This is a genomic window from Devosia alba (assembly GCF_039938915.1).
GTDB lineage: Bacteria > Pseudomonadota > Alphaproteobacteria > Rhizobiales > Devosiaceae > Devosia > Devosia alba.
Genome location: NZ_JBDUUI010000008.1, coordinates 128,477 through 151,268 on the forward strand (window position 1 = coordinate 128,477; position 22,792 = coordinate 151,268).

22 protein-coding genes are annotated in these 22,792 nt (G+C 63.1%); 9 read left to right on the forward strand and 13 right to left on the reverse strand.

Translation table 11 applies throughout. The annotated features are described in order from the left end of the window. Positions 1-156: 156 nt before the first annotated feature. From ABFY71_RS13025 to ABFY71_RS13035, 3 genes are all read left to right on the forward strand, one after another. Positions 157-939, forward strand: coding sequence for an SDR family NAD(P)-dependent oxidoreductase (locus ABFY71_RS13025; RefSeq protein WP_347946430.1), 783 nt, complete (start codon positions 157-159; stop codon positions 937-939). A gap of 21 nt (positions 940-960) precedes the next feature. Continuing rightward, positions 961-1,857: an NAD-dependent epimerase/dehydratase family protein gene (locus tag ABFY71_RS13030; RefSeq protein ID WP_347946431.1), complete on the forward strand. Its 897-nt coding sequence runs from the start codon at positions 961-963 to the stop codon at positions 1,855-1,857. Between the two features lie 185 nt (positions 1,858-2,042). Next, positions 2,043-2,993, forward strand: coding sequence for a DMT family transporter (locus tag ABFY71_RS13035; RefSeq protein WP_347946433.1), 951 nt, complete (start codon positions 2,043-2,045; stop codon positions 2,991-2,993). Here the strand turns inward: ABFY71_RS13035 and ABFY71_RS13040 are convergent. From ABFY71_RS13040 to ABFY71_RS13095, 12 genes are all read right to left on the reverse strand, one after another. Beyond that, on the reverse strand, positions 2,990-5,071 hold the full coding sequence (locus tag ABFY71_RS13040; RefSeq protein WP_347946435.1) for a TRAP transporter permease: 2,082 nt from the start codon (positions 5,069-5,071) through the stop codon (positions 2,990-2,992). The genes ABFY71_RS13035 and ABFY71_RS13040 overlap by 4 nt on opposite strands. Before the next feature lie 68 nt (positions 5,072-5,139). After that, positions 5,140-6,138 (reverse strand): TAXI family TRAP transporter solute-binding subunit, encoded by a 999-nt coding sequence (locus ABFY71_RS13045; protein ID WP_347946436.1) that lies wholly within the window; start codon positions 6,136-6,138, stop codon positions 5,140-5,142. A gap of 205 nt (positions 6,139-6,343) precedes the next feature. Beyond that, positions 6,344-7,537, reverse strand: coding sequence for an NAD(P)/FAD-dependent oxidoreductase (locus ABFY71_RS13050; protein ID WP_347946437.1), 1,194 nt, complete (start codon positions 7,535-7,537; stop codon positions 6,344-6,346). 311 nt (positions 7,538-7,848) lie between these two features. After that, positions 7,849-8,238 carry a CBS domain-containing protein gene (locus ABFY71_RS13055; protein ID WP_347946438.1) on the reverse strand — a complete coding sequence of 130 codons (390 nt, stop codon included), beginning with the start codon at positions 8,236-8,238 and terminating at the stop codon, positions 7,849-7,851. After that, the gene (locus tag ABFY71_RS13060; RefSeq protein ID WP_305580354.1) at positions 8,231-8,407 is read right to left on the reverse strand and encodes a hypothetical protein; all 177 of its coding nucleotides are present in this window, start codon (positions 8,405-8,407) and stop codon (positions 8,231-8,233) included. Before ABFY71_RS13060 ends, ABFY71_RS13055 begins: the two co-directional genes overlap by 8 nt. Positions 8,408-8,417: 10 nt before the next feature. After that, positions 8,418-9,389 (reverse strand): FAD:protein FMN transferase, encoded by a 972-nt coding sequence (locus ABFY71_RS13065; RefSeq protein ID WP_347946441.1) that lies wholly within the window; start codon positions 9,387-9,389, stop codon positions 8,418-8,420. 4 nt (positions 9,390-9,393) lie between these two features. Continuing rightward, on the reverse strand, positions 9,394-10,617 hold the full coding sequence (nqrF, locus tag ABFY71_RS13070; protein ID WP_347946443.1) for an NADH:ubiquinone reductase (Na(+)-transporting) subunit F: 1,224 nt from the start codon (positions 10,615-10,617) through the stop codon (positions 9,394-9,396). Beyond that, entirely contained in the window at positions 10,614-11,225 is a 612-nt protein-coding gene (nqrE, locus tag ABFY71_RS13075) for an NADH:ubiquinone reductase (Na(+)-transporting) subunit E (RefSeq protein ID WP_305580348.1), read from the reverse strand. The genes nqrF and nqrE overlap by 4 nt, the downstream gene beginning before the upstream one ends. Next, entirely contained in the window at positions 11,222-11,875 is a 654-nt protein-coding gene (locus ABFY71_RS13080; RefSeq protein WP_305580346.1) for an NADH:ubiquinone reductase (Na(+)-transporting) subunit D, read from the reverse strand. The genes nqrE and ABFY71_RS13080 overlap by 4 nt, the downstream gene beginning before the upstream one ends. After that, entirely contained in the window at positions 11,875-12,678 is an 804-nt protein-coding gene (gene nqrC, locus ABFY71_RS13085) for an NADH:ubiquinone reductase (Na(+)-transporting) subunit C (RefSeq protein WP_347946445.1), read from the reverse strand. The genes ABFY71_RS13080 and nqrC overlap by 1 nt, the downstream gene beginning before the upstream one ends. Further along, positions 12,671-13,435, reverse strand: coding sequence for an RnfABCDGE type electron transport complex subunit D (locus ABFY71_RS13090; protein ID WP_347946446.1), 765 nt, complete (start codon positions 13,433-13,435; stop codon positions 12,671-12,673). The genes nqrC and ABFY71_RS13090 overlap by 8 nt, the downstream gene beginning before the upstream one ends. Then, the gene (locus tag ABFY71_RS13095; protein ID WP_347946448.1) at positions 13,432-14,742 is read right to left on the reverse strand and encodes a Na(+)-translocating NADH-quinone reductase subunit A; all 1,311 of its coding nucleotides are present in this window, start codon (positions 14,740-14,742) and stop codon (positions 13,432-13,434) included. Before ABFY71_RS13095 ends, ABFY71_RS13090 begins: the two co-directional genes overlap by 4 nt. 408 nt (positions 14,743-15,150) lie before the next feature. Between ABFY71_RS13095 and ABFY71_RS13100 the strand changes: the two genes are divergently transcribed. After that, positions 15,151-15,903, forward strand: a complete 753-nt coding sequence (locus ABFY71_RS13100) for a polyheme membrane-associated cytochrome C (RefSeq protein WP_347946449.1) — start codon at positions 15,151-15,153, stop codon at positions 15,901-15,903. Positions 15,904-16,082: 179 nt separating this feature from the next. On the opposite strand, the gene arfA is transcribed toward ABFY71_RS13100, so the two are convergent. Continuing rightward, positions 16,083-17,594, reverse strand: coding sequence for an arabinosylfuranosidase ArfA (gene arfA / locus ABFY71_RS13105; RefSeq protein WP_347946451.1), 1,512 nt, complete (start codon positions 17,592-17,594; stop codon positions 16,083-16,085). Positions 17,595-17,620: 26 nt separating this feature from the next. On the opposite strand from arfA, the gene ABFY71_RS13110 reads away from it, so the two are divergent. The 5 genes from ABFY71_RS13110 to ABFY71_RS13130 all read left to right on the forward strand — a co-directional run bounded on the left by ABFY71_RS13110 (position 17,621) and on the right by ABFY71_RS13130 (position 22,615). Further along, the gene (locus tag ABFY71_RS13110) at positions 17,621-17,959 is read left to right on the forward strand and encodes a hypothetical protein (protein WP_347946452.1); all 339 of its coding nucleotides are present in this window, start codon (positions 17,621-17,623) and stop codon (positions 17,957-17,959) included. 286 nt (positions 17,960-18,245) lie between these two features. Beyond that, entirely contained in the window at positions 18,246-19,331 is a 1,086-nt protein-coding gene (locus ABFY71_RS13115; RefSeq protein ID WP_347946453.1) for an ABC transporter ATP-binding protein, read from the forward strand. A 169-nt stretch (positions 19,332-19,500) separates the two neighbouring features. Next, the gene (locus ABFY71_RS13120; RefSeq protein WP_347946455.1) at positions 19,501-20,784 is read left to right on the forward strand and encodes an extracellular solute-binding protein; all 1,284 of its coding nucleotides are present in this window, start codon (positions 19,501-19,503) and stop codon (positions 20,782-20,784) included. Between the two features lie 62 nt (positions 20,785-20,846). Next, the gene (locus ABFY71_RS13125) at positions 20,847-21,725 is read left to right on the forward strand and encodes a carbohydrate ABC transporter permease (protein WP_305579064.1); all 879 of its coding nucleotides are present in this window, start codon (positions 20,847-20,849) and stop codon (positions 21,723-21,725) included. Beyond that, positions 21,722-22,615, forward strand: a complete 894-nt coding sequence (locus ABFY71_RS13130; protein WP_347946457.1) for a carbohydrate ABC transporter permease — start codon at positions 21,722-21,724, stop codon at positions 22,613-22,615. The genes ABFY71_RS13125 and ABFY71_RS13130 overlap by 4 nt, the downstream gene beginning before the upstream one ends. Positions 22,616-22,792: the final 177 nt, after the last annotated feature.

A 22,792-nucleotide genomic window follows, 5' to 3' on the forward strand; every position in this document is an offset into this window, starting at 1 on the left:
TCAATTCAGCCATCAACGTATCGACCGGCACCACCCGGGCGCACCACCACGAAGCCGGACAGGATTTCCGCCGTGGCATCACGACAGATAACGACGTCCAATCCATTCGGGCCTTGATCGGCCACCGGGTGGCACCAGCAACGGAAACCAAGCACCATGACCGCATCCCACCTCGTTATCCCCGACCTCGCCGGCAAGGCGGTCCTGATCACCGGCGCGTCGACCGGCATTGGCGCAGCGCTGGCCAAAGCCTTTGCTGCCCAGGGGGCAATGGTGGGGCTGCACTACAATTCCAGCGTCGATTCTGCCCGGCAACTGGCCGCCGAGATCACGGCGGCGGGTGGCAGGGTGGCGCTGATCAGGGCCGATGCCAACCAGTCCTCGGAGATGGGCCGCGCGGTGGAAGAGACCGTGGCAGAATTCGGCCGGCTCGATGGGCTGATCAACAATGCTGGCGGCATGGTCGCCCGCCTGCCCTACGCCGAGATGACCGACGCGCATTATGACGCCGTCATGGACCTCAATGGGCGCTCGGTGCTGGCTGCCAGCGCCGCGGCCATTCCCCATTTGCGGGCGGCAGGCGGGGGTTTCATCATCAACACCACCTCGATCGCGGCGCGCAATGGCGCCAGCAATGGCGCCGGCATCTATGGTTCGTCCAAGGCTTTCGTCGCCAATGTCACGCGCGGCATGGCCAAGGAACTCATCGCTTACGGCATCCGCGTCAACGCCGTGGCGCCGGGGGTGATCACCACGCCGTTCCACGAGCGCTATTCAACCTCGGCGCAACTTGAGGCGGCGCTCACCACCATTCCCCAGGGCCGCCTTGGGGTGCCCGAGGACTGCGTCGGTACCTATCTGTTTTTGGCCTCGGCCGCGCTATCGGGCTACATTATTGGCCAGGAGATCGAGGTCAATGGCGGCCAGTTGATGCCCTGAGGGCAGTTGGAAGGATAATCCATGAGCAAACGCATCGTTTTCACCGGCGGCAGCGGCAAGGCGGGACGGCACGCCATCGCCTATCTGCGCGCCCAGGGCCACGCCGTTCTCAATCTGGACCTCAAGCCGCTGGACATGGAGGGGGTCAACACAGTGATCACCGACCTCACCGATAGCGGCCAGGTGTTCAATGCCCTGTCCATGCATTTCGACTTTGACGGGTTCACCACCGGCAAGGGTCCGGCGCCGATCGATGCAGTGGTGCACTTCGCCGCCATTCCCCGCGTGCTGATCCAGACGGACAATGAGACCTTCAAGGCCAATGCGGTTTCCACCTACAATATCCTCGAGGCGGCGACCAAGCTGGGGATCCGGAAAATCGTCATCGCCTCGAGCGAGACCACCTATGGGGTCTGCTTTGCCGAAGGCGACAAGGATTACCATTCCTTCCCCCTCGAAGAGGATTACGACGTTGATCCAATGGACAGCTATGGCCTGTCCAAGCTGGTCAACGAGAAGACCGCGCGGGCCTTTGCCATGCGCAGCGGCGCCGACATCTATGCGCTGCGCATCGGCAATGTCGTGTCACCGGAAGACTATGCACAGTTCCCCGCCTATCTCGCCGATCCGCCATCGCGCAAACGCAATGCCTGGAGTTATGTCGACGCGCGCGATCTCGGGCAGATCGTTGATCTGTGCATCGCCAAGGACGGGTTGGGGTTCCAGGTGTTCAATGCCGTCAATGACGAGATCACGGCCAATGAGCCGACCGAGGCATTCCTGCGCAAATGGGCCCCCAACTCGCCCATCACCCGGCCGATGGGCGAGTGGGAAGGCCCGCTGTCCAATCGCAAGATCCGCGACGTTCTTGGCTTCAGGGAACAACACAGCTGGCGAAAATACGTCCCCGGCGCCTGAGACGCGCAGGGCCTGTTCTTTGTGCGCAGGCTGCAGCGGCTGACGAAGCGGCGCAGCGACTGCACTGCCGCATGGACACCGAAATTCTGACCCTGCGGGCGGGGCTGCGGGCACTCGCCCATCCCATCCCATCCCAGCCCCGCCCGCGCAATGTCCCATTGTTGTTACCTGCCCGGTCTGCTCTCATGCACTTTATCCCGACTGCCCTGCGGGGCCCCCTCTTCATGGTTATTGCGACCGGATCCTACGTGGTCAACGACACCATGATGAAACTGGCCACGACGGGCCTGCCGCCCTATGAGGTGCTGTTCCTGCGCGGCGTAGCGGCGACGCTGTGGAGCATACCGCTGCTGTTCATGCTGGGCTACGCGAGGCAGGTGCCGCAGCTCGTCGACAAACGCGTGCTGGTCCGGAACCTGTTCGAGACTGCCGGGATCGTCGCCTATGTCGTGGCGCTCGCCAATATGCCGATTGCCGACGCCAGTGCACTGGCCCAGATCACCCCGCTTCTGGTCATTATCGGCGCTTCAATGTTCTTTGGTGAAAAGATCGGTGCCACCCGCCTTGGGCTGATTGCCCTGGGCTTCATCGGCGCGCTGATGATCGCCCAGCCGACCCTGCAGGGGATTTCAATCTTCGCCTTGCTGGCGCTGGCCAACGCCGCATTCGGCGCCGCCCGTGACCTGACCGGACAGCGTGTCGCCGCCGAGGTGCCCGGCATGATCGTGGCGATATCGGCCGTGCTGGTGGTGCTGCTCGGTGCGGGAATCATGCACCTGTTGTTCGAGCGCTGGGTGACGCCAGAACCCTATCACCTCACCCTGATGGCCGGCGCCGGGCTGTTCCTGATCTCGGGCCACTTCTTCATCTTCATGGCCTATCGCGTCGGCCCCACCGGCGTGGTGGCGCCATTCTTTTACAGCTTCACCGTCTGGGCGGTGATTTCGGGCCTGCTGGTGTTCGGCGAGTTCCCCAATCCGCTGGCCATTGGCGGTATCCTGCTGGTCGTTTCCAGTGGCCTGATCATCGTCATGCTGGATCAACGCAAGCGGCGGCAGACCGGGATGAAGGAGACGAACGGTACAGCACCCCTGTCGGAACCTGTGCCGCCCGCTCCCCTCCCCGGCAAACCCTAGCCCAGCGCTTCAGGCGCGCGCTGATTGCGCCGGGAGATGATTTGCCGGAGCCAGACCAGGCCAAGGATGGTCGAGCCAATCGCCGTCGATATCAATTCGGGGGCAATCAGCAGGAGCGCGCCGATGACGAGCAGGGTTCGTTCGATCTTCCACAATGGCGCGGTCAGCCAGTTGGTGATGGCCGCCGACAGCGACAGAATGCCCAGCACCGCCCCCGTGAACGCCAGCAAGAAGTCCGGCCAGGTAAAGCCCTCGGTGACCAGCAGCAGCGAAGGCGAGAAGACGAACACAAACGGCACCAGTGCCTTGCCCATCGATAGCCGGAACGCGGTGTTGCCGGCCTTGAAGGCATTGCAGCCGGCAATGCCTGAAGCGGCATAGGCGGCCAGGGCGACCGGCGGCGTCACGTCAGCGATGACCCCGTAATAAAACACGAAGAAGTGGGCCACCAGCGGCTCCACATTCAACATGCCAAGCACCGGCGCGGCAACCGCGACCATGATGATGTAGTTGGCCGTGGTCGGAATGCCGGCGCCCATCAGCACGCAGACCACCGCCGTCATCATCAGGGTGAACAGCAGGGTCAGATTTTCCTGGCTCAGCAGTTCAAACGGCAGAAACGCCATGGCTCCATGCACATCAAAGGCCCATTGCTGAGCCACCGAGGTGACCATATAGGCGATCTTGAAGCCAACCCCGGTCAGTGTGACAACGCCGATAACCACGCCCACCAGGGCGGCTGCCGCCGTAATCGACAGCGTCTGGCGCGCGCCGAGCGAAAAGCCCTCATAGACCCCGACGGCGAAATCCTTGAGCCCACCCAGAAGGCCACTGCGCATGAACGACTGGATCAGATACACCACCATGCAGGCGGTGATCGACCAGAATGCAGCCGCGAACGGCGTGCGCCCTGACATCAACATGTAGACCAGCAGGATGAGGGGGATGGTCGACATCCAGCCCTCGCGCAAGACCTTGATCGCGTTGGGGAGTTCTTCCTTGCTCAGGCCTCTGATGCCCTGCCGCCGCGCCTCGAGATGCACCTGCACCAGCACGCCGAAAAAATGCATGAACGCGGGCACAATGGCCGCGATCAGGATGAGGCGCAGGGGAATGCCGAGATACTCGACCATGAGAAAGGCCACCGCGCCCATCACCGGTGGCGTGATCTGCCCACCGGTCGATGAAGCGGCCTCAACTGCCGCCGCGAAGTGGCGCTGGAAGCCGATCTTGATCATGGCTGGAATGGTCAGCGCGCCGGTGGTCACCGTATTGGCGATGGACGATCCCGATATCGAGCCAAGCATGGCAGAGGCCAGCACCGACACCTTGGCCGGGCCACCCGAATACCGTCCGGTCAGTGCGCTTGCCAGGTCAATGAACAACTGGCCCAGGCCGATGCGCTGGGCCATGACACCAAACAGCACAAAGTGAAACACATAGGTGGCAATGACCCCCAGCGCGGTGCCGTAAATGCCCTGCGAGGTCAGGTAGAGGTGATTGATAATGGTGTCCCAGCCCGCGCCCGGGTGGACAAAGATGCCCGGCATGTACCGGCCAAAATAGGCATAGGCAATGAACAGGATGGCGATGACTGGCAGCGGCCAGCCCATCGACCGCCGGACCGCCTCGAGCAGCACGACCAGCAGGACCGTGCCCATGACGACGTCGATGGCCAGCGGATTGCCGACCCTGAAGGCCAGCTCGCTATAAATCCACGGGACGTAAAATGAGGCAATGGCGCCGGCAATGGCCAGAACCCAGTCCAATACCGGCAAGCCGAGAATACTCGGCTGACGGGAAGGCTTTTTGGACCCGGCGAATGCGGCAAAGCTCAGAAAGACCAGGAATAGCGACACCCCCATATGCAAACCACGGTGGGTGGTGGCCTGGGGAATGCCAAATCCTGCAGTATAAAAGTGATAGCACGACAGCAGGAACAGAATGATGCCGACCAGCACTGCAACAGGTCGACCGACCGATCGAAAGCGGGCTTCCGGATCATATTCGGCTTCCAGAGCTTTGAGGGCTTCGGCGCTCAGAGGTTCATCGTCTTGCTTAAGGGCGCTGCTGGTCATCGCGTCTGGTCCCAATTAAAATACGCGGCCAGAAACTGGCCGCGTATGGTCGTGATCCTGGAGACTGCCTAGAGCTTCCCGGCTTCCTTGTAGAAGCGCTCTGCACCGGCGTGGAACGGAATGCCGGCACCCTGGACGGCATTGTCGAGCGTGATCGACTTGCCCTTGGCATGACCCGAGGCAAACAGGCGCTGCGTGTTGTCGTTGTAGATCGCCTTGGTGATGCCATAGACGAGGTCATCGGACAGATCCGCCGATGTCACCAGCTGGGCGCCAACCGAAAGCGTAGGGACGTCTTCGGAAACGCCGTTATAGGTGTCAGCCGGGAAACTGTCCTTGGCGAAGAACGAATACTCAGCAAGCATTTCGTCGACTTCGGGGCCGGTCACCGGCACCAGCACGATATCTTGCTGGGAGGCCAGTTCGGCAATCGCGCCGGCGGGGTAGCCGCCAACGAAGAAGAATGCATCCATCTGGCCGTCGCGCATGCGATCAGCAGCCTGGTCTGGCTTGAGATACTCTGCCTGAATATCGCTTTCGCTCAGCCCAAAGGCCTCAAGAATGATCTTGGCGTCAACCAGCGTGCCCGAGCCGGGCTCGTCCAGCGAAACCTTCTTGCCCTTCAGATCGGCTACCGATGCAATTCCGGAGTCCCGGCGGGCCACGATGTGAATGCTCTCGGGGTAGAGATTGGCGATCAGGCGCAGATTGTCGATCGCGTCCTGGCCTTCCCAGATCCCGGTGCCGGTCTGCGCCCAGTAGGCGACGTCGGACTGCGAGAAACCCGCTTCCAGATTGCCGCCAGCAACGCCGTTGATATTGCCGACCGAGCCGTTCGATGCAACGGCGGTGGCAACCAGGCCGGGCACACCGCACGAGCCGCCATCTTCACAGGCGCGCGAGCCAGGTGGGTTGGAAATGGCATTGGCGATGAGGCCGCCGATTGGATAATAGGTGCCGGCGGTGCCGCCGGTGCCAATGCGGAAGAACTGCATATCCTGCGCAATAGCTGGCTGAGCCATGAGCCCGAGCAGCGAGGCAGCTGCGATAGCGATCCATTTTTTCATGTATCTAATCCCTGTATAAGCAGTTTTTGTGCTGGCCGATTTTGCATAGGCCCGGCGCATTATGAACGACACGCCGGATATAACAACTCCTTGCAACGCGAGATTGCCGAGCGGCGGGAAAACGCCTTGCCGCAGACCGCCCTGGTGGCGATGCCCCCAAGGCAAGTTGCGCCAGCAGGATCTGCCAGCAGCGACAGACGGGCCGCTAGGATGCGCTCATGGTTTCGACCAGTATGCGGGCGGTTGTCGGGCCCAGCGTAAACCCCTGGTGCCCGTGCCCGAAATTGTACCAGAGACCGGGCTGATGTGGCGAGGGCCCGATCATTGGCAGCATGCCCGGCAGGCAGGGGCGCGTGCCCATCCAGGCCTGGTCCTCGACCTTGTCGCCCAGCTGGAACAACTGCTTTGCCGCCACGGTCGAACGCTGCAGCTGCCGCAGGCCCGGCGCCGCCTTGATGCCGTTCAGCTCGGCTCCGGTCAATACCCGCAAACCCTTGGTCATGGGCGACAGGAAGGTGCCGGTCTCGACATCCATCATCGGCAGAACGGGCCCGTTCTCGACCGCAAAGTGCAGGTGATAGCCGCGCTTGAAGACCATGGGTATGCGATGGCCGAAGCGGGACAACAGGGCTGGTGACCAGGGGCCGAGGCAGACCACCACGCGCTCGGCATTGACGGACCCGTCCTCGGTCGTAACCTGCCAGCCCTTGCCGTCCCGCTGCAGGCTCATTGCGTCGCCGCGCCTAATTTGCCCGCCGCGGCGCAGGAACAATTCGGCATAGCGCTCAACCAGTCCGCCGGGATCGCGGCAACTCCAGGCGCTGGTCCAGTGCACCGCGCCGGCCAGCGGCTGACGCAGTCCCGGTTCAGCCGCCGCCAGTGCCGCACCGTCCAGCAACTGGTGTGGCACACCATGCTCGGAACGATAACGCTCGGCAGCTGCTGCAGCCAGTTCGAACCCCCGCGCGGTACGATAGACCTTGCGGTACCCTTCGCGCGAGATGAGGTCGTCGGCACCTGCCGCCGTGATCAGCGCATTGTGGTCGGCCGTCGCCCTGTGGATCATCCTGGACCACACGGGCACGATGTTGGCGCGATAGCCACGCGGCAGCGAGTGACGCGCATAGCGCAGCGCGGGGCCAAGCCAATGGCGCATCCCGCTGAGGCTCCAGGCGACGTTATTGGTGCGGCCCAGCGCGATATCGATCAGGCTGGGCAGATCCAGCGGCAGCGGATACGGCTCGACTGCCTCGGCCTGGATGATGCCGGCATTGCCATAGCTGGTTTCCTGGCCTGGCCCGCGCCGGTCGACCACGGTCACCGCATGGCCCTTCTCCTGCAGGGCCAGCGCTGAGCCGATGCCGACCATGCCGGCGCCAAGGACGATAATCTCTGTCATGATTGGCCTAATCCTGGCTCGTATTCGGCCATCTGGGCTACGCTATTGTGGTATGGGACCGTCCGGCCAGGTCCGCAATCCCGGCGCCTGGGGCCGACATCAATTGGGTCCGGGTTGACAGAAGTTGTCGCGACTGGCGGGAACGATGTCAACCATCTTGCAGCCGTGATACGACAAGGTCATTCTGGCGCATATCGGCCCTTGCCACCATGTCCCCGGGCGCGACGCCCAACCCGTGCCATAACCCACCGCGGCCGAAACCCTGCGGGCCTGAGTTGAGGATGCCTCAGCGGCCAGTGTGGCTTTTGCCGCTAGCCGAGTTGAAGCAGCCGCCCCAGGACGTCCTCGCGGCGCAGCATGCCCACCAACTGGCCGGCCCGGAGCACCGGGAAGGATCGATGCGGCTCGGACAGAAACATCTCGGCTGCGGCAACAATGTCCAGTTCGGCGTCGATGGACTTGACCTGGGCGCTCATCTGGTCACCCACATTCCCCCGCCATTGTCTGTAGTAGCTCGCCATCATGGCCGGGCGAAAACAGTCCTTCTGGGTGAGAATACCAATCAGGTCGCCCGTCGAATTCACCACGGGCGCCGATTCCTGGCCATTGGCATGCAGCAGCCCCGCCGCCTGCCGGATCGGCATGGCAGCGTCCAGCGTCAGGTAGTCCGTGCGCATGACGGCAGAGATGGGATCAGTCATGATGGCCTGCCTCCCGCAGTCTCTTCGGGCAGGCCGCACAGCGATCGGCATCAGGGAGGCAGCTCATGCTGCCACATGAGGACTGCAGCGGGCGCCCGCGCAGCATCAGCCCAAGCGACAGCCCGGCAGTGACCAGCAGCACTATGACCGGCGCGAAGATCATCTCCATCACACTCTCCTCAAAGCAGGTGCTCGGCGAAGCGGCCGACCGCCACCCGCCGCAGCCCCGCCGGTTCGTTGAACAGGAACAGGGCGTCCACCCCCTGCTGCTGCGCCAAGGCAGGCCCGGCCGCACCTGCCGCCACCAGCGCCGTGGCCCAGCCATCTGCAGTCATCGCCGCGTCGGCAATGACCGAGACCGAGGCAGCGGAGCCCAGCACCGGCTCCGCCGTGCCGGGGTCGATAATGTGGCTGTAGCGTCGCGCGCCCAGGGTGAACCCATTCACCTTGTCGCCCGAGGTGGCAATGGCCCGGCCGCCGAGATCGACCACTTCGACGGCGCCAGCAGCGCCGAGGCGTGGGTCCTCGACGGCGACATGCCAGCCTCGACCACTGGGATGGTGGCCGCGGGCGGCGATCTCGCCGCCCAGATCGACGACAAAATCCCGCACATCGTGATGTTCGAGAGTGCGCACCATCTTGTCGAGCGCATAGCCCTTGGCGATGCCACAGAGGTCGAGGGTGAGTTTGGGGTGTCCCTTGCGCAGGGCATCGTCGGTAAGCTCGAAACCCGGGCTGTCGGCGGTAAATTCCCCGACAACCGGCCCGAACCCCCAGCGACGCACCAGCGGGCCGACCGATGGATCGTAGCTGCCGGCGCTGGCCGTGCGCAGCGCCAATGCGGCAGCGATGACCATGTGCAGCTCGGGGTCAATGCGCATCGGGTCGAGCATTTGAGCCTGGTTGAACCGGCCAATGGCGCTGTCGGACCGCCACGGCGACATCAGCCCGTCGATCCGCGCCAGCGCTGCCTCCAGGGCGGGCCGCAGGCGCGCGGCGTTCGTCTGTTCGGGCAGGGTCACGGCCCACCCCGTTCCGAAAGCGGGTCCGTCCAGCACCATCGTGGCGGGGGAGCGGGCGAAGGAGGGAGCGGCGATGGCCGCGAGGCCGGCCGCCAGAACGAGACGGCGATTTGGACGGCGAAGGGTCATGGCCTCAACTCCCGAAGTCATCGTTGAAGATGGAATGCGGCTCAACCCCGAGCTGATCGAGCGCCGAGAGCACGGCGGAGATCATGACGGGTGGCCCGCATAGATAATACTCGCAATCCTCGGGCGCGGGATGGCTGCCAAGCGCCTTGAGGAGCACCTCGTGGACAAATCCGGTCGGTCCGTGCCAGCGGTCGCCCGGGGAAGGATCGGACAGCGCCACGGTCCAGTTGAAATTGGCATGGCTGGCAGCGAGTTGCTCAAACTCTTCGACATAGAACAGGTCGGCGCGGGCCCGGGCGCCATAGAAGTAGGAGATGGGCCGCTGGGTGCCTTGTCCGAGCTGCTCGTGGATCATGGCGCGGAGCGGCGCCATGCCGACGCCACCGCCGACAAAGACCATTTCGCGCTCGGTCGGCTGCACGTGGAAGTCGCCAAAGGGGCCGGACACATCGATGCTGTCGCCCGGCTCCAGCCCGAACAGGTAGGAGGACACCACCCCCGGCGGGATCTCGGCCTCCTGTCCGGCCGGGGGAACGGCCAGCCTGATATTGAACACGACCCGCCCGCGGTCTTCCGGCCGGCTCGCCAGGGAATAGGCCCGGGTCGTGCGCTCCGACGCCTGCGCGCGCAGGCTTTCCCAGCCCGATATCCGCCAGGTCAACTGGTGTTCCGCTTCGACGTCGAGGCGGGAGAAATCGCGCTCATAGGGGGGCGCGGTGAGCAGCATGAAACTGCCGGCCCGAAACTTGAGGTCGTGTTGCGCGGGTAGTTCAAGCACCAGCTCGCGGATCAGCGGGGCCAGCATACGGTTGCTGGCAACGGTGCAGGCAAAGGTCTCGGCCGACAGGATTTCGGGGCCGACCGTCACTTCCACCGGGCCGCGCAGGTTGAGCTGGCACGCCAGTCGCACATGGTCCCGCCGCTCCCGCGCCGACAGCAGGCCGCGCTCGGTGGATCGCAGCTCGCCCGCACCTTCGCCCGTCACGATGACCCGGCACTGGCCGCAGGTCCCGCTGCCGCCGCAGGCCGCGGGCACTGCAATGCCGGCCCCATGCAGCACTTCGAGCAGCTTGGCTCCCCGCTTGGCCGGGATCACCTGGCCCCCATTGACGCTGACGGACAGCGCGATGTCGGGCACGAGCAGGGCACGCACGGCAAGCAGGCCGAGCGCCAGCGCCAGGATCAACACGATGATCAGCAGGCTGCCGAGCGCGATCTCGATCATCATGGTGCCACCACCTGCGCGAAGGCGGAAAAGCCCAGCGACATCATGCCGGTCAGGATGAAGGCAATGCCCAGGCCCTGCAGCCCGTCGGGCAGGTCGGCATAGACCAGGCGGCGCCGGATCGCCGACAGCATGATGACGGCAACGGCGAAACCCGTGCCCGAGCCAAGCCCGAAGACCGCGCTCTCGGCCAGGTCATAGTTTCGGTCCGCCATGAACAGGCTGCCGCCCAGAATGGCACAGTGGACGACAAGCAATGAGAGGAACACGCCGAATGTGGTGAACAGCGCTGGCAGGTAGCGGTCGAGCACCATCTCGACCAGTTGCACGGCAGCAGCGATCACGCCGATAAAGGTCAGCAGGCGCAGATAGCTCAGGTCGAGATCGGGCAGGCCGGCCCAGCTCCAGGCGCCGGGGGCCAGCACGAAGCGGAACAGCAGGTGATTGACGGGCACGGTGACGCCCATCACGGCGATCACGGCAATGCCGAGGCCAACCGCCGTGCCGGGCCGCCGCGACAGAGCAAGAAAGGTGCAGAGGCCCAGGAACAGGGTCAGCGGCATGTTCTCGACAAAGGCGGAACGGATGAAGAGGCTGGCGAGCTCGTTCATGGTCCCGGTTCCTTGACCCGGGTGAGGCCGAATTCGGACGTCTCGACCTGCTCGGGCCGCCAGCTCCGGATTGCCCAGACGAGGCCGCCGAGCAGAAAGAACGCGCTGGGCGCCAGCAGCATCAGGTTGAGCGGCTCGAACCAGCCGCCCTGCTCCACCGTGCGCAGCACCTCGACGTCAAGCAGCGTCCCCCGGCCGAACAGCTCGCGCAGGCTGCCAAGAATGACGAGGACCAGCGAATAGCCCAGCCCGTTGCCCAGCGCGTCGACCATGGCGGGGAGCGGCCGATTGTGCAGGGCGAATGACTCGGTGCGACCCAGGACCACGCAATTGGTGGCGATCAGGCTGACAAAGACCGAGAGGCGCTGGCTCATCTCGTAGAAATAGGCCTGCAGGAGCTGGTCGACGACGATCACCAGCGACGCGACGATGATGATCTGCATGATCAGCCGGATCGAGGACGGCAGGTGGTTTCGCAACAGGCTGATGATTCCTGCGGCGCAGACGATAACAACGGTCAGGGCCGCCGCCATTGTTGCCGCGGCCGCCAGCGTGGTGGTGACGGCCAGCGCCGAACAGATGCCGAGAATCTGCAGGGTTACAGGATTCTGGCGCAGGATGGGGTCGGTAAGCGTTGACCAGGGGGACATCAGAACTCCCCTCGCCTGATGGCATCGAGCAGCGGACCGTAGCCCTGCGGTCCGAGCCAGAACTGCAGCATCCTGGCCATGGCCGTACTGGTCCTGGTGGCGCCGGTGATCGCGTCGACCTCATATTCCGTGGTCGCCGTGCCCTGGGCGACAGAGAGCCGCACGGTACCGGTCTCGTCTGCCACCTGCTTGCCGGCAAATTGCGTCCGCCAGGCCGGCTCGTCGATCCGGGCGCCCAGGCCGGGGGTCTCGCTATGCGACATGACCGCCAGGCCGGCGACGGTATTCATGTCCGCCTCGATGGCGATCATCGCCTCGATCGGACCGCCATAGCCGGTGCCGCTGACGGGCAGGATCACCAGCTCGACCCGGTCATCGGGGCCGCGCAGCAGATAGACCTGCTTGAGGTTGGCGCGGCTCCCCAGATTGGCAATATCCTCCTGCGGGGAAAGCTCGGTCCAGTTGCTCGAATTGGCCAGGGCAGCGGGAAGTGTTTCGGGGGTCACGTCCAGCGCGGCTTCGGCGCGGCGCAGGTCGACGACGACGGTGGACAGGGCCATTTCATCGGAGGCTGCGAGAATCTGGCTCAAGCCGGGGATCTCGGCAAGCAGCGCCTCGAGCCGGGTCTGCTGTTCCAGCGCGCGGTTCTGCGCCTGGATTGGCCGAAGCGCGACAGTGGCGCCCGTCACCATCACGGCGCAAACGGACGAGATCAGAAAGGCGATGACAATCGTCTTGGTCCGGCTTTCGTTCGGCAGGGATAAAAGCCTGCGCCAGAGCTGGATCGGGTTCAGTTCAGCCATGTCTATGTCTCCGGACCGCGCGCCACAAGGCAATGGCAATTTCGTCCAGCAGCGGCGCGGAAAGCGATGCCAGCAGCGCCGCAGACACGGCAATCTGCGCCGATGCGGTATCCCAGCTGGCCGCGAAGAGGACGATCAATGACCCGAACAGGGCACCATGAAGCCAGCGTCCAAGCGAGGTGGAGGCGGCGGTGGCCGGGTCGCAAACCAGAAAGACCAGGGCGAGGGCGACCGCGCTCGTCAACAGGTCGAGACTGAACCCGCCGGCGAGCACCAGCACCACCAGCGCCCCTGCCAGCACGCGCCACGGCAGCACACCGAACGCCAGCAGCAGCAATGCGGCAGGTATGGTGGCCCAGCCGATTTGAATGGCCAGGACCGGCCAGGCGGCCGAGGGAAAGCCGAAGCCGAGGAACATGATCGCCACCACAGCCGGGCTCAGCACGCTGCGCCCCCAGCCGCCAAAGACGAGTTCGCCGAATACGAAGCCGAAGCTGATGCCCAGCACAAACTGCACGGGCCCCACCTGGGGCGCCAGCATCGCAATGATCAGGGCCGACACGGCCCCTGCCGCGCTCGGCGGCTGGGCGCGCAGGGCGGTGAACAGACCCTGCCACAGCCCGCCGACAATGACCGCAAGCAGCAGGCGACTGCCGCCGGTGACGCCTTCCTCCCATAGCCAGGTGGCAGCCACCGGCAGCGCCGCCGCCAGCAGGATGAGCGCCACGGTCTCGCGGTTCCATATGCCGCGCATCATCGGTTGGCCTCGATGCGATCGAGCGACGCCCGGAGCAGATCGGAGAACCGGGGCGAGGCGGCCGTCACGTAATCGACAAGCGCCATGTCTTCCTCCAGCAGTGACAGCGCTCCAAGCTCTTGGGCTGCCTCGTCATCGCCGACCGACAGGGCCCGCAGCAGCGCCATGCCCGGCATGAGGCCGCCGAGTGCCTGTTCCACCGCGGCCGTGGCAATGATCGGCTCAGGGCGGGACGCGCGGCGCAATGCGGCATCCAGCCAGTGTTGCTGTGGCCTGGAGTTCGAGCTGTCCAGCACCGTCACCTGCCGATCGTGATAGCCGAGCCAACGCGACGGGGTGCCGTCAATCACCGAGCCGGAAAGGACCACTGTCTGCCCGGGCTTGCTGTGCTTGTAGCAGAGTTCACGCAGATCGGCGCCCGGCTGGCAGCGCACCAGCCGGGTTTCGCGCAGTCCGGGCCCCGCTACCGAAACCAGCCGCGTGGCGGGGAGGCTCCCCGTGGCCAGCAGTTCCCCAATGGCGACGACGTCCTCAATGCTGATATCCCATACCGGGCGATCGGGTTCCGCCGGATAGTGGCGGTAAATCTGGAATCCGGCAAGACCGGAGGGGTGCAGGTCTCCGACGCGCGACACCGTCACGCCGGCCATGCTCGGCACGATATCGGGTCCGCTATTCTGGCAGAGATGAACCGGCCCGCTGCAGAGCCGGACAAGCGCCGTCAGGCCCAGCGTCACCCAGTCGCCCGCTTCCCCGTCCAGCACAAGCCGCAGATCTACCGCGAGTGGCCGGGTATCAGCACCCATGACGAAGACGGCAGCCGGGCGGGCCACGGCTGCCGGGACCCTGCCGAACGGCCGCGAGCGAAAGCGCATCCAGAGGCCGGCACCTTGCAGCAGCGCGCGCAGCGCATCCGAGCCGCTGCCGCCCGCCATCTCGTCACGGGCCTGCTGCGCGTCATGGATATGCGGTTCGCGACGATCGCCAGTGGCAACGACCAGGCTGGTCAGTCTGCGGCCGGCGCCGATTTCAAGCTCGGTGATCCGTCCCGACACCGGCGCGGTGACGATACATTCGGGCCGTCGGCGATCCCGCAGGATCGGCTGACCCTGAATGACCATGTCATCGAGCTGCACCAGGGGTTCAACCCGCAGGTCCATCTGCGGGCCCAGGCTCAGGCCGGCTTCCGCCGTGATGTGGGTTTCCGGCGTCGTGGGCAGCGGATGGGGCGTGCGGATGGGCACCGTGAGGCCGCGTTTCCCAAGTCCTAAGATGGCGCAATCCTCCCTGAAGACCTCGGGGCCCAACCAGTCCGCTGGAGGCTTTGCTTGACAAGCCGGGCCTCAGCAGCGACTTTTTCATGGTCCAGTCCAGTGAGCAAGGCCGCAATGCGCATCCAATCATTACTGCTCTGGGGCAGCATACCATTCATCTTTGCCGTGGTGTCTGCCACGGGGCAGAGCCCCGGGCGAACGCCGAACATGGAAGAGATAACGCAGTGGGCCCGTTCCGGGCACGCCAATGTGCACTCGGAGTCTTTCGCGCACTGGAACGATTCCGGTGAAATACCGCCCGTCTGTTCCACCTGCCATTCAGGCGCCGGCTTCCGCTCATTTTACGGATTTGACGGCAGCGAGCCGGGACTGCCGCAAAGCCCCGTCCCCGTTGGCGGCGTGGTCGATTGCGATACCTGTCATAGTCCGGGACTGCCTGGCGTGACCGAGGTGCCGCTGCCATCGGGACGGGAGCATCCGGTGACCGGCGCCGAGGCCGCATGCATGACCTGCCATCAGGGGCGCGCATCGGGTGCAACTGTAGACAAGGCGATCGCCGGACAACCGGACGACGAGGTCAACCCCGAACTCCGCTTCATCAATCCCCACTACGCCGTTGCGGCGGCCAGCCTGCTGGGCAGTGCCGGGGCGCTTGGATACCAGTATCCCGGCAAGGAGTATCAGCCCCGGTTCCTGCATGCCCGCCCGGTCGCAACCTGCATCTCCTGCCACGAGCCCCACAATCTGAGTGTGGCCGAGGAAACCTGCCTCACCTGCCATGACACAGCAGACTCCCGGCAGATCCGGATTTCGCGCCAGAGCTATGATGGTTCGGGTAATTTGCAGCAGGGCATCCACGCCGACATCGGCGCCAATCGGCAGCGCCTGTTTGTGCTGATGGCGGACTATGCTCGCGAAGTTGCCGGCACGCCCATGGTCTATGACCCTGGAAGCCACCCCTACTTCTTTGCCGACCACAATAGCGACGGGTTGGCGGACCAGCGCGAGGGCGCGCCGGTTGCCTATGCCAGTTGGACGCCGCGCTTGCTCAAGGCCGCCTATAACTGGAAATTCGTGGGCGCCGATGCCGGCATCCACGTGCACAACCCGCATTATGCGCTGGAGCTTATATTCGACTCTGCCGAGGACCTATCGGCTGGTCTGGGCCGGGATCTGACGGATATGGCCCGATGAGGTCATCCCAGGCTCCAGGGGATTGTCGACCACCCGTTGATTGACTGAAGCCCGTTCGGCAACGTCACCGATCATCGCGAGAATGCCGATACGTTTCTGCAGCGCGCCGGTCAGACGCTGCGCAGAGCAAAGGCGCGCCTGGTTGGCGCGCCTTTGAGGGAAGAGGCTGACCTTTAGGCTCAGGCGACCTTTACGCGCACCATCTGGTACGAATAGGGGGGCAAGGTCACCGACAGTTTGCCCTTCGCGACCGTTGCGCCATCACCCTTTGTGGGGGCAACCTGCTGCTGGTCCTTCGCCGTATTGACCGCCTTGAGATCGGGATGGGTCATCACCTGGTGATCGATGACGCTGCCCGCAGCAAAGCCCTGCAGTTCCAGTTCTGTCTCAATGCTCTCGCTGGTGTGGCGATTGACGAGGAAGAAGCTGAGCGTGCCATCTTCATTGACAACCCCGGACACGTCGACAAAGGGCGAGTCCTTTGCATGCGGCGTCTCGTAGCCCGGCGAATTGACCTTGAGGTCGAGCGCTGTGCCGCGACCAAATACCGAAGCGAAATAGTAGGGGTAGTAGATGGTCTGTGCCCAGGCCGGGCCGCCTTTTTCCGTCATGATCGGGGCAATGACGTTCACCAGTTGGGCAATACAGGCGATCTTCACGACGTCGGACCGGCGGATGAAGGTATTGAGGATCAGTCCCACCATAAGCACGTCTTCGAAGTTGTAGATGTCTTCGAGCAGACCCGGCGCATGCGGCCATCCACCATTGCCGTCCAGGATCTCGCGATCCTTCTTGTTGGAATGGTACCAGACGTTCCATTCGTCAAAGCAGATATAGACATCGCGCTTGGACTTCCGCTTGGCCTTGACCTGCTTGATGGTCGCGGCAACGGTCTCGATATAGGTGTCGAGTTTTTCCGCCAGGCCCAGGAAATTGGGCGTATTGTCGTCGCGATTGGCGAAATACATGTGGAGCGAGATGTAGTCCACATGATCATAGGTATGCTCGAGCACAATACGTTCCCAATCGGGATAGCTCGGCATATCGGCATTGGATGAGCCGCAGACGATCAGTTCGAGCGAGCCATCGAACATGCGCATGGCGCGGGCCGTGTTGGCCGCCAGCTTGCCATACTCATCAGCGGTCTTGTGGCCGACCTGCCATGGACCATCCATCTCGTTGCCCAGGCACCAGAGCTTGACGTTCCAGGGTTCCTTGCGGCCGTTCTTGACGCGCAGGTCGCTCCAGTAGGAGCCGCCCGGATGATTGACATATTCGAGGAAATTGCGGGCTTCGTCGACGCCACGCGAGCCAAGGTTCACAGCCAGCATCATCTCGGTGCCGACTGTCGCACACCAGTCGGCAAACTCATGAATGCCGACCTGGTTGCTTTCCGAGGTGTGCCAGGCAAGGTCGAGACGAACCGGGCGCTGGTCGGCCGGGCCAATGCCGTCTTCCCAGTTATAGGCCGAAACAAAGTTGCCGCCGGGATAGCGCACTACCGGGACGTTGAGCTTTTTGACCAGCTCGACCACGTCGCCGCGCATGCCGTCCTTGTCAGCGGTGGGGTGGTCGGGCTCATAGATGCCCTCATAGATGGCCCGCCCCAGATGCTCGAGAAATGCGCCATAGACGCGATCATCGATCCTGCTGATCGTATAGTCCTTATTCGAGGTAACATACGCTTTCACGACACCCTCCAAGCAATCCCGTTTTTATGATTCATATCATTTCCTCCGTTGTAAACGAGGCGTTTGGCGTTGCGCAAGTGGAGGGGCCCAAAAAATATGACTATTCATCCGGCATCCTTGCAGCGCGTCGTATCTCTGTGGCCGCAGCACGCTGTCCTGGTCGCACCTGCCAGAACTACAGTCAAAATATCTATGTCTCCCGGATATTTAGCAGCATTCTTGACGCCAATCCGCAGGCGGATCGAAGGGTGTCTGGTCAGGTCCAGACCGGCCAGGCGGCGGAACCGGGGGCGCCCCGGCTGGCACACTATCGATCATTTGCGCTGTTTCTTCACGATCCCGATTCCCCTTGTGCCCATGATTGACACGCAACCCCACCTGCCGCACCATGCCGGCTTCGGTGCCGCATGAGCAGATCGACAATGCACGGCGCAAGGCTCGACAGGCTGCCGAGGGTACCGGCCCGATCGACCAGGGCCAGCCCGGCACCCAGTTTGCAACGGATATTGTGATACTTATCAAAATAGTTGATCTTTTCCGTCCTTGTGTCTTGACTGCGGCGGCGTTCCGTCTGAAAAATATTATAAATGATCGCACAGCCGCACTTTGGATAGCGCGACGGCCGACGCAGTTGTGTCTGGGGAGATCTCTATGTCTGATATCGTGCTCAAAGAGGTCAGCAAGTCCTTTGGCGTCGTGAGCGTCCTGGACAAGGTGTCCATGCAAATCAAGTCGGGCGAGTTCATCGTATTCCTGGGGCCATCGGGCTGCGGCAAGTCCACGCTTCTGCGCATGATTGCCGGGCTCGAAGAAGTCACGGACGGCGAAATCTATCTGGGTGGCGAGCGCGTCGACCAGTTGCCGCCCAATGAGCGTGGCGTGGCCATGGTGTTCCAGAACTACGCGCTCTATCCCCATATGACCGTGCGGGACAACATGTCCTTCGGCCTGCAGAACATCGGTACGCCGAAGGACGAAATTGTCCGCCGCGTCGAGGATGCAGCCCGCATGCTGGAGATAACCCAGTTACTCGATCGCAGGCCGGCCCAGCTCTCCGGTGGCCAGCGCCAGCGCGTTGCCATTGGCCGCGCCATCGTGCGCGATCCCAAGGCATTCCTGCTCGATGAGCCCCTGTCCAATCTCGACGCGGGTCTGCGCGTCCGCACCCGCCTCGAGCTGGCGCAGCTGCATAATCGGATCAGGGCGACGATGATTTTTGTCACCCACGACCAGACCGAGGCAATGACCTTGGCGACCCGCATCGTGGTGATGAACAACCGGCGCATTGAACAGATCGGCACGCCGATGGAAGTCTATTCCCGCCCCGCGACCCGTTTCGTTGCAAGCTTTGTCGGCTCCCCGGCGATGAACTTCATCCCCGTCGCGGCACTGGACGATGTGGGGGGCAAGGCATCGGTGACCTTTGCCGGGCAATCACCAGTTGAGACCGGCGTGCCTGCTGCGGGCCTGCCGACCGACAATCTGACGCTGGGCATCCGCGCTGAATCGGCGCGCATCACCCAGGGCGAAGGCGCCATCAAGGGCGTTGCCGACGTGGTGGAGCGCCTGGGTGAACGGACACTGGTCTATACGCGCTTGCCCGACAGCACGATCCTCGTCGCCGAAGATGCCGGCATCAGTCAGATCCAGCCAGGCGATGCGGTGAACATCACCATCGACGGCAATGCCGCCATTCTTTTTGACGAGAGCGGAAAGGCCTACCACGCCGCTGCCTGAGGCGGCGCGACACAATCAACTGGAGGCAAGCGCTGGGAGGCTCCGTGCTCCAGGACGAGAAATTCAGGGCCGCAACGCGGTCGTCTGAATATCGGCGCGGTCTCCGCTTCGCCAGCGAACCGCAAAGCTGAGGAATGGCGTGGGGTCAAACCCCAAAGGGAGGAAGAACATGAACAAGATTTTCAAGCTGGCTATGCTGTCGACGACCGCAACCGCGCTGTTGCTCAGTGCCGTACAGGCGCAGGAAACCGTCGTGTGGTGGGACTTCCTCGGTGGCGGCGACGGCGTGCGCATGAAGTCGCTGATCGAGCGCTTCAACACCGAGCATGAAGGCGAAATCACCATCGAAGGCACGACGCTTGAATGGGGTACCCCATTCTACAGCAAGGTGCAGACCTCGTCGGCCATCGGCGAAGGCCCGGACGTGATGACCTATCACCTCTCGCGCGTTCCACTTGGGGTTGATTCAGGGGCGCTGGCCGAAATCAGCACCGATGATCTTGCTGCGGTTGGCCTTGGGGCGGACACTTTCGCTTCGGCAAACTGGGAAGCCGGACAGAGCGACGGCAAGCAGTACGCCGTGCCGTTCGATATCCACTCCATCGTCCTTTATTACAACAAGGACAAGCTGGCCGAAGCCGGTCTGCTTGGCGAAGACGGCAAGCCCACAGGGCTCGATGGCGCCGACAACTTCATGGCGGCCCTCGAGCAGTTGCAGCCCAATTCGGAGTATGCGCTGTCGCTGCAGACGTCGGGCGATGGTACGCCGTGGCGCGTATTCTACTCGCTGTTTGGCCAGCAGGACGGCGTTTTCCTCGGTGAAGACGGCACCTTCCTGCCCGATGACAGCATTCCGAAAGCCGTGTCTGCGGTCGAAACCATGGCCAGTTGGGTCGAAGGCGGCTTTGCGCCTGCCTTGACCGAATATGAAGGCTCGGTGGCCTTGTTCACTTCGGGCGCCGCTGCCCTGCACATGAACGGGGTTTGGGAAGTCCCCACCATGACCGACCTTGCGGCCAAGGGTGAGCTGGGCTTCGAATGGGGCGCCATTGCCATCCCGACCTTCTTTGATCATCCCGCGACCTGGGCGGATTCGCATGGCTTTGCCATCCCGAGCAATGGCGGCAAGGAAATGACGCCCGAAAAGAAGGCGGCCGTGTTCGAAGTCATCGCATGGATGAACAAGAACTCCCTGGCCTGGGCTGACGCTGGCCATATCCCGGCCTATTCGCCGACCCGCGACAGCGAAGAGTTCAAGACCATGGAGCCGAACGCGACCTATTCGGTTCTCGCCGACACCGCCGTGTTCGATCCAAAGTCGACCCTGGCTGGCGTTGCCTCGCCCGTTTACGACGCTGTCGCGAACTATATCGCCCCGGCGATGAACGGCGAAATGTCGCCGCAGGATGCCATCGACGAGATGAAGGCCGACCTGCAGGATCAGGCCGACTAACATTGCGAAGCACAGGATCCGGCGGCCACCCGTCGCCGGATCTATCTTAGGGCGGGAGCAGCATGCTTAGAAATCACCGACAAGAGATGGTTGTTGCCCTGCTGTTCGTGCTGCCGTTCGTCCTGATTTATGGCGTGCTGTTTCTGTGGCCGACCTTTCAGATGGTCTATCTCAGCTTCACCGATGCGCCGCTGATCGGCCCCGGCGAGTGGATAGGCATCGAAAACTACGTTGAGATGTTCGACGATCGGCGGTTCTGGACCTCGGTAAGAAATACCGCCTATTTCGTTGTCCTGACCGTGATCCCCAACACGCTGATCGGCCTCGTCATCGCCATGATGGTGTCGCGCCTGAAAGGCTGGCAGCAGAGCCTTATCCTGGCGATGTTCTTCCTGCCCTATATCCTGCCGGTGACCGTGGTCTATCGTATCTGGAATTGGATGTTCAACGTCCAGTTCGGCATCATGCAGTACCCGCTGACCTGGATTTTTGGCAAGGCAACCCCTGTGTTCCGCACGCAATGGATGTTCATGCCTGCCGTGGCTTTCGTCACCGTGTGGTGGACCTGCGGCTTCAATATCCTGCTGTTCCTGTCCGGTCTGCGCTCGATTTCGACCGATATCTATGAAGCGGCAGCCCTCGACAATGCCAGTCGCTGGACCATTTTCCGCCGCATCACCTGGCCGCTGATCTGGCCCGTGACAGCGCTGGTTCTCACCATCCAGCTGATCCTGCAGCTCAAGATCTTTGACCAGGTCTACCTCTTTGTGCAGGGCGGGCGCCCTGACCCCTCAATGGTTATGGTGCAATATATCTACAGCCAGGCCTTCCAGAAAAACGAGGGCGGCTATGCCGCGGCGATCTCGGTGGCGTTGTTCGTGATTGTCATCGTCTTTTCCATCCTGCAGTTCCAGGTTCTCCGTGGGCGAGGTCAGAAATGAGCACCGTCGAAAGCCGCGCTGCCACCCTGGACTCGGGAGCCACGACACGTCGCTCGCGCGCCAACAAGGCGTTTGACATCGGTGGACTGATCCTGACGCTGATCACGGTCATCTTCGCTGTCCTATGGGCCTTCCCGATCTATTGGGCGCTCATCACCACGCTCAAGCCGGAACAGCAGGCGATCGCCAAGACCGTCGAGTTCCTGCCGCGAACCTGGACGGTGGAGGCCTATTGGCACGTGCTGGTCAACACCATGATCGGCCGCTGGTACATCAACTCGCTGGTGACTTCGCTCGCCGTCACGGTGATCACCCTGGGGACCAGCGCACTGACCGCCTACGCGCTGTCGCAGCTGCGATTTCCGGGTCGCACGGTGCTGTGGTACCTGATCCTGGCCAGTTTCATGGTCCCCCTGACGGCGCTGATCGTCAATCACTTCATCCTGATGGCGCAGTTCTCGCTGATCAATACCTGGATGGGCGTGGTCCTGCCCCAGCTCATCCATCCGGTGGTGATCATCGTCTACAAGAATTTCTTCGACTCGGTACCCAAGGAATATCGCGAAGCCGCCAAGATGGATTCTGCCGGTGAGTTCCAGATTTTCCGGCGTATCTACCTGCCGATGAACTGGGGTGTCACCACTGCCTTGGCCATCGTCACCTTCATCGGCGCCTGGAACGCCTTCCTGTGGCCATTCCTTGCCGTGTCGCGGCCTGAAATGATGAACGTCGCCGTGGGCATCACCTCGGTCAATGACGCGTTCGGCGTGCAATATGCCCGCGAGCTTGCAGGGGCCATCCTGGCTGCGCTGCTGGTGGCGGTGCTCTATCTGATCTTCCAGCGCCGCGTGACCCAGGCGATCATGCTCTCGGCAGGGGTCAAGGGCTGAACAATGCCCTGATCGGCCACCTGCCCGAGGCCCATTCCAGACCCTGCGGAGCGGCAATCGGGGCCGCTCTGCACGAGGAGCGGCCCGACGGAAACACTGGTCCCGGAACCAGCGACCCCGCGGCGGCCGTCAGCGGACAGACAGCGTCATTCACGTAAACTGCTTGAGCGCAGAGCT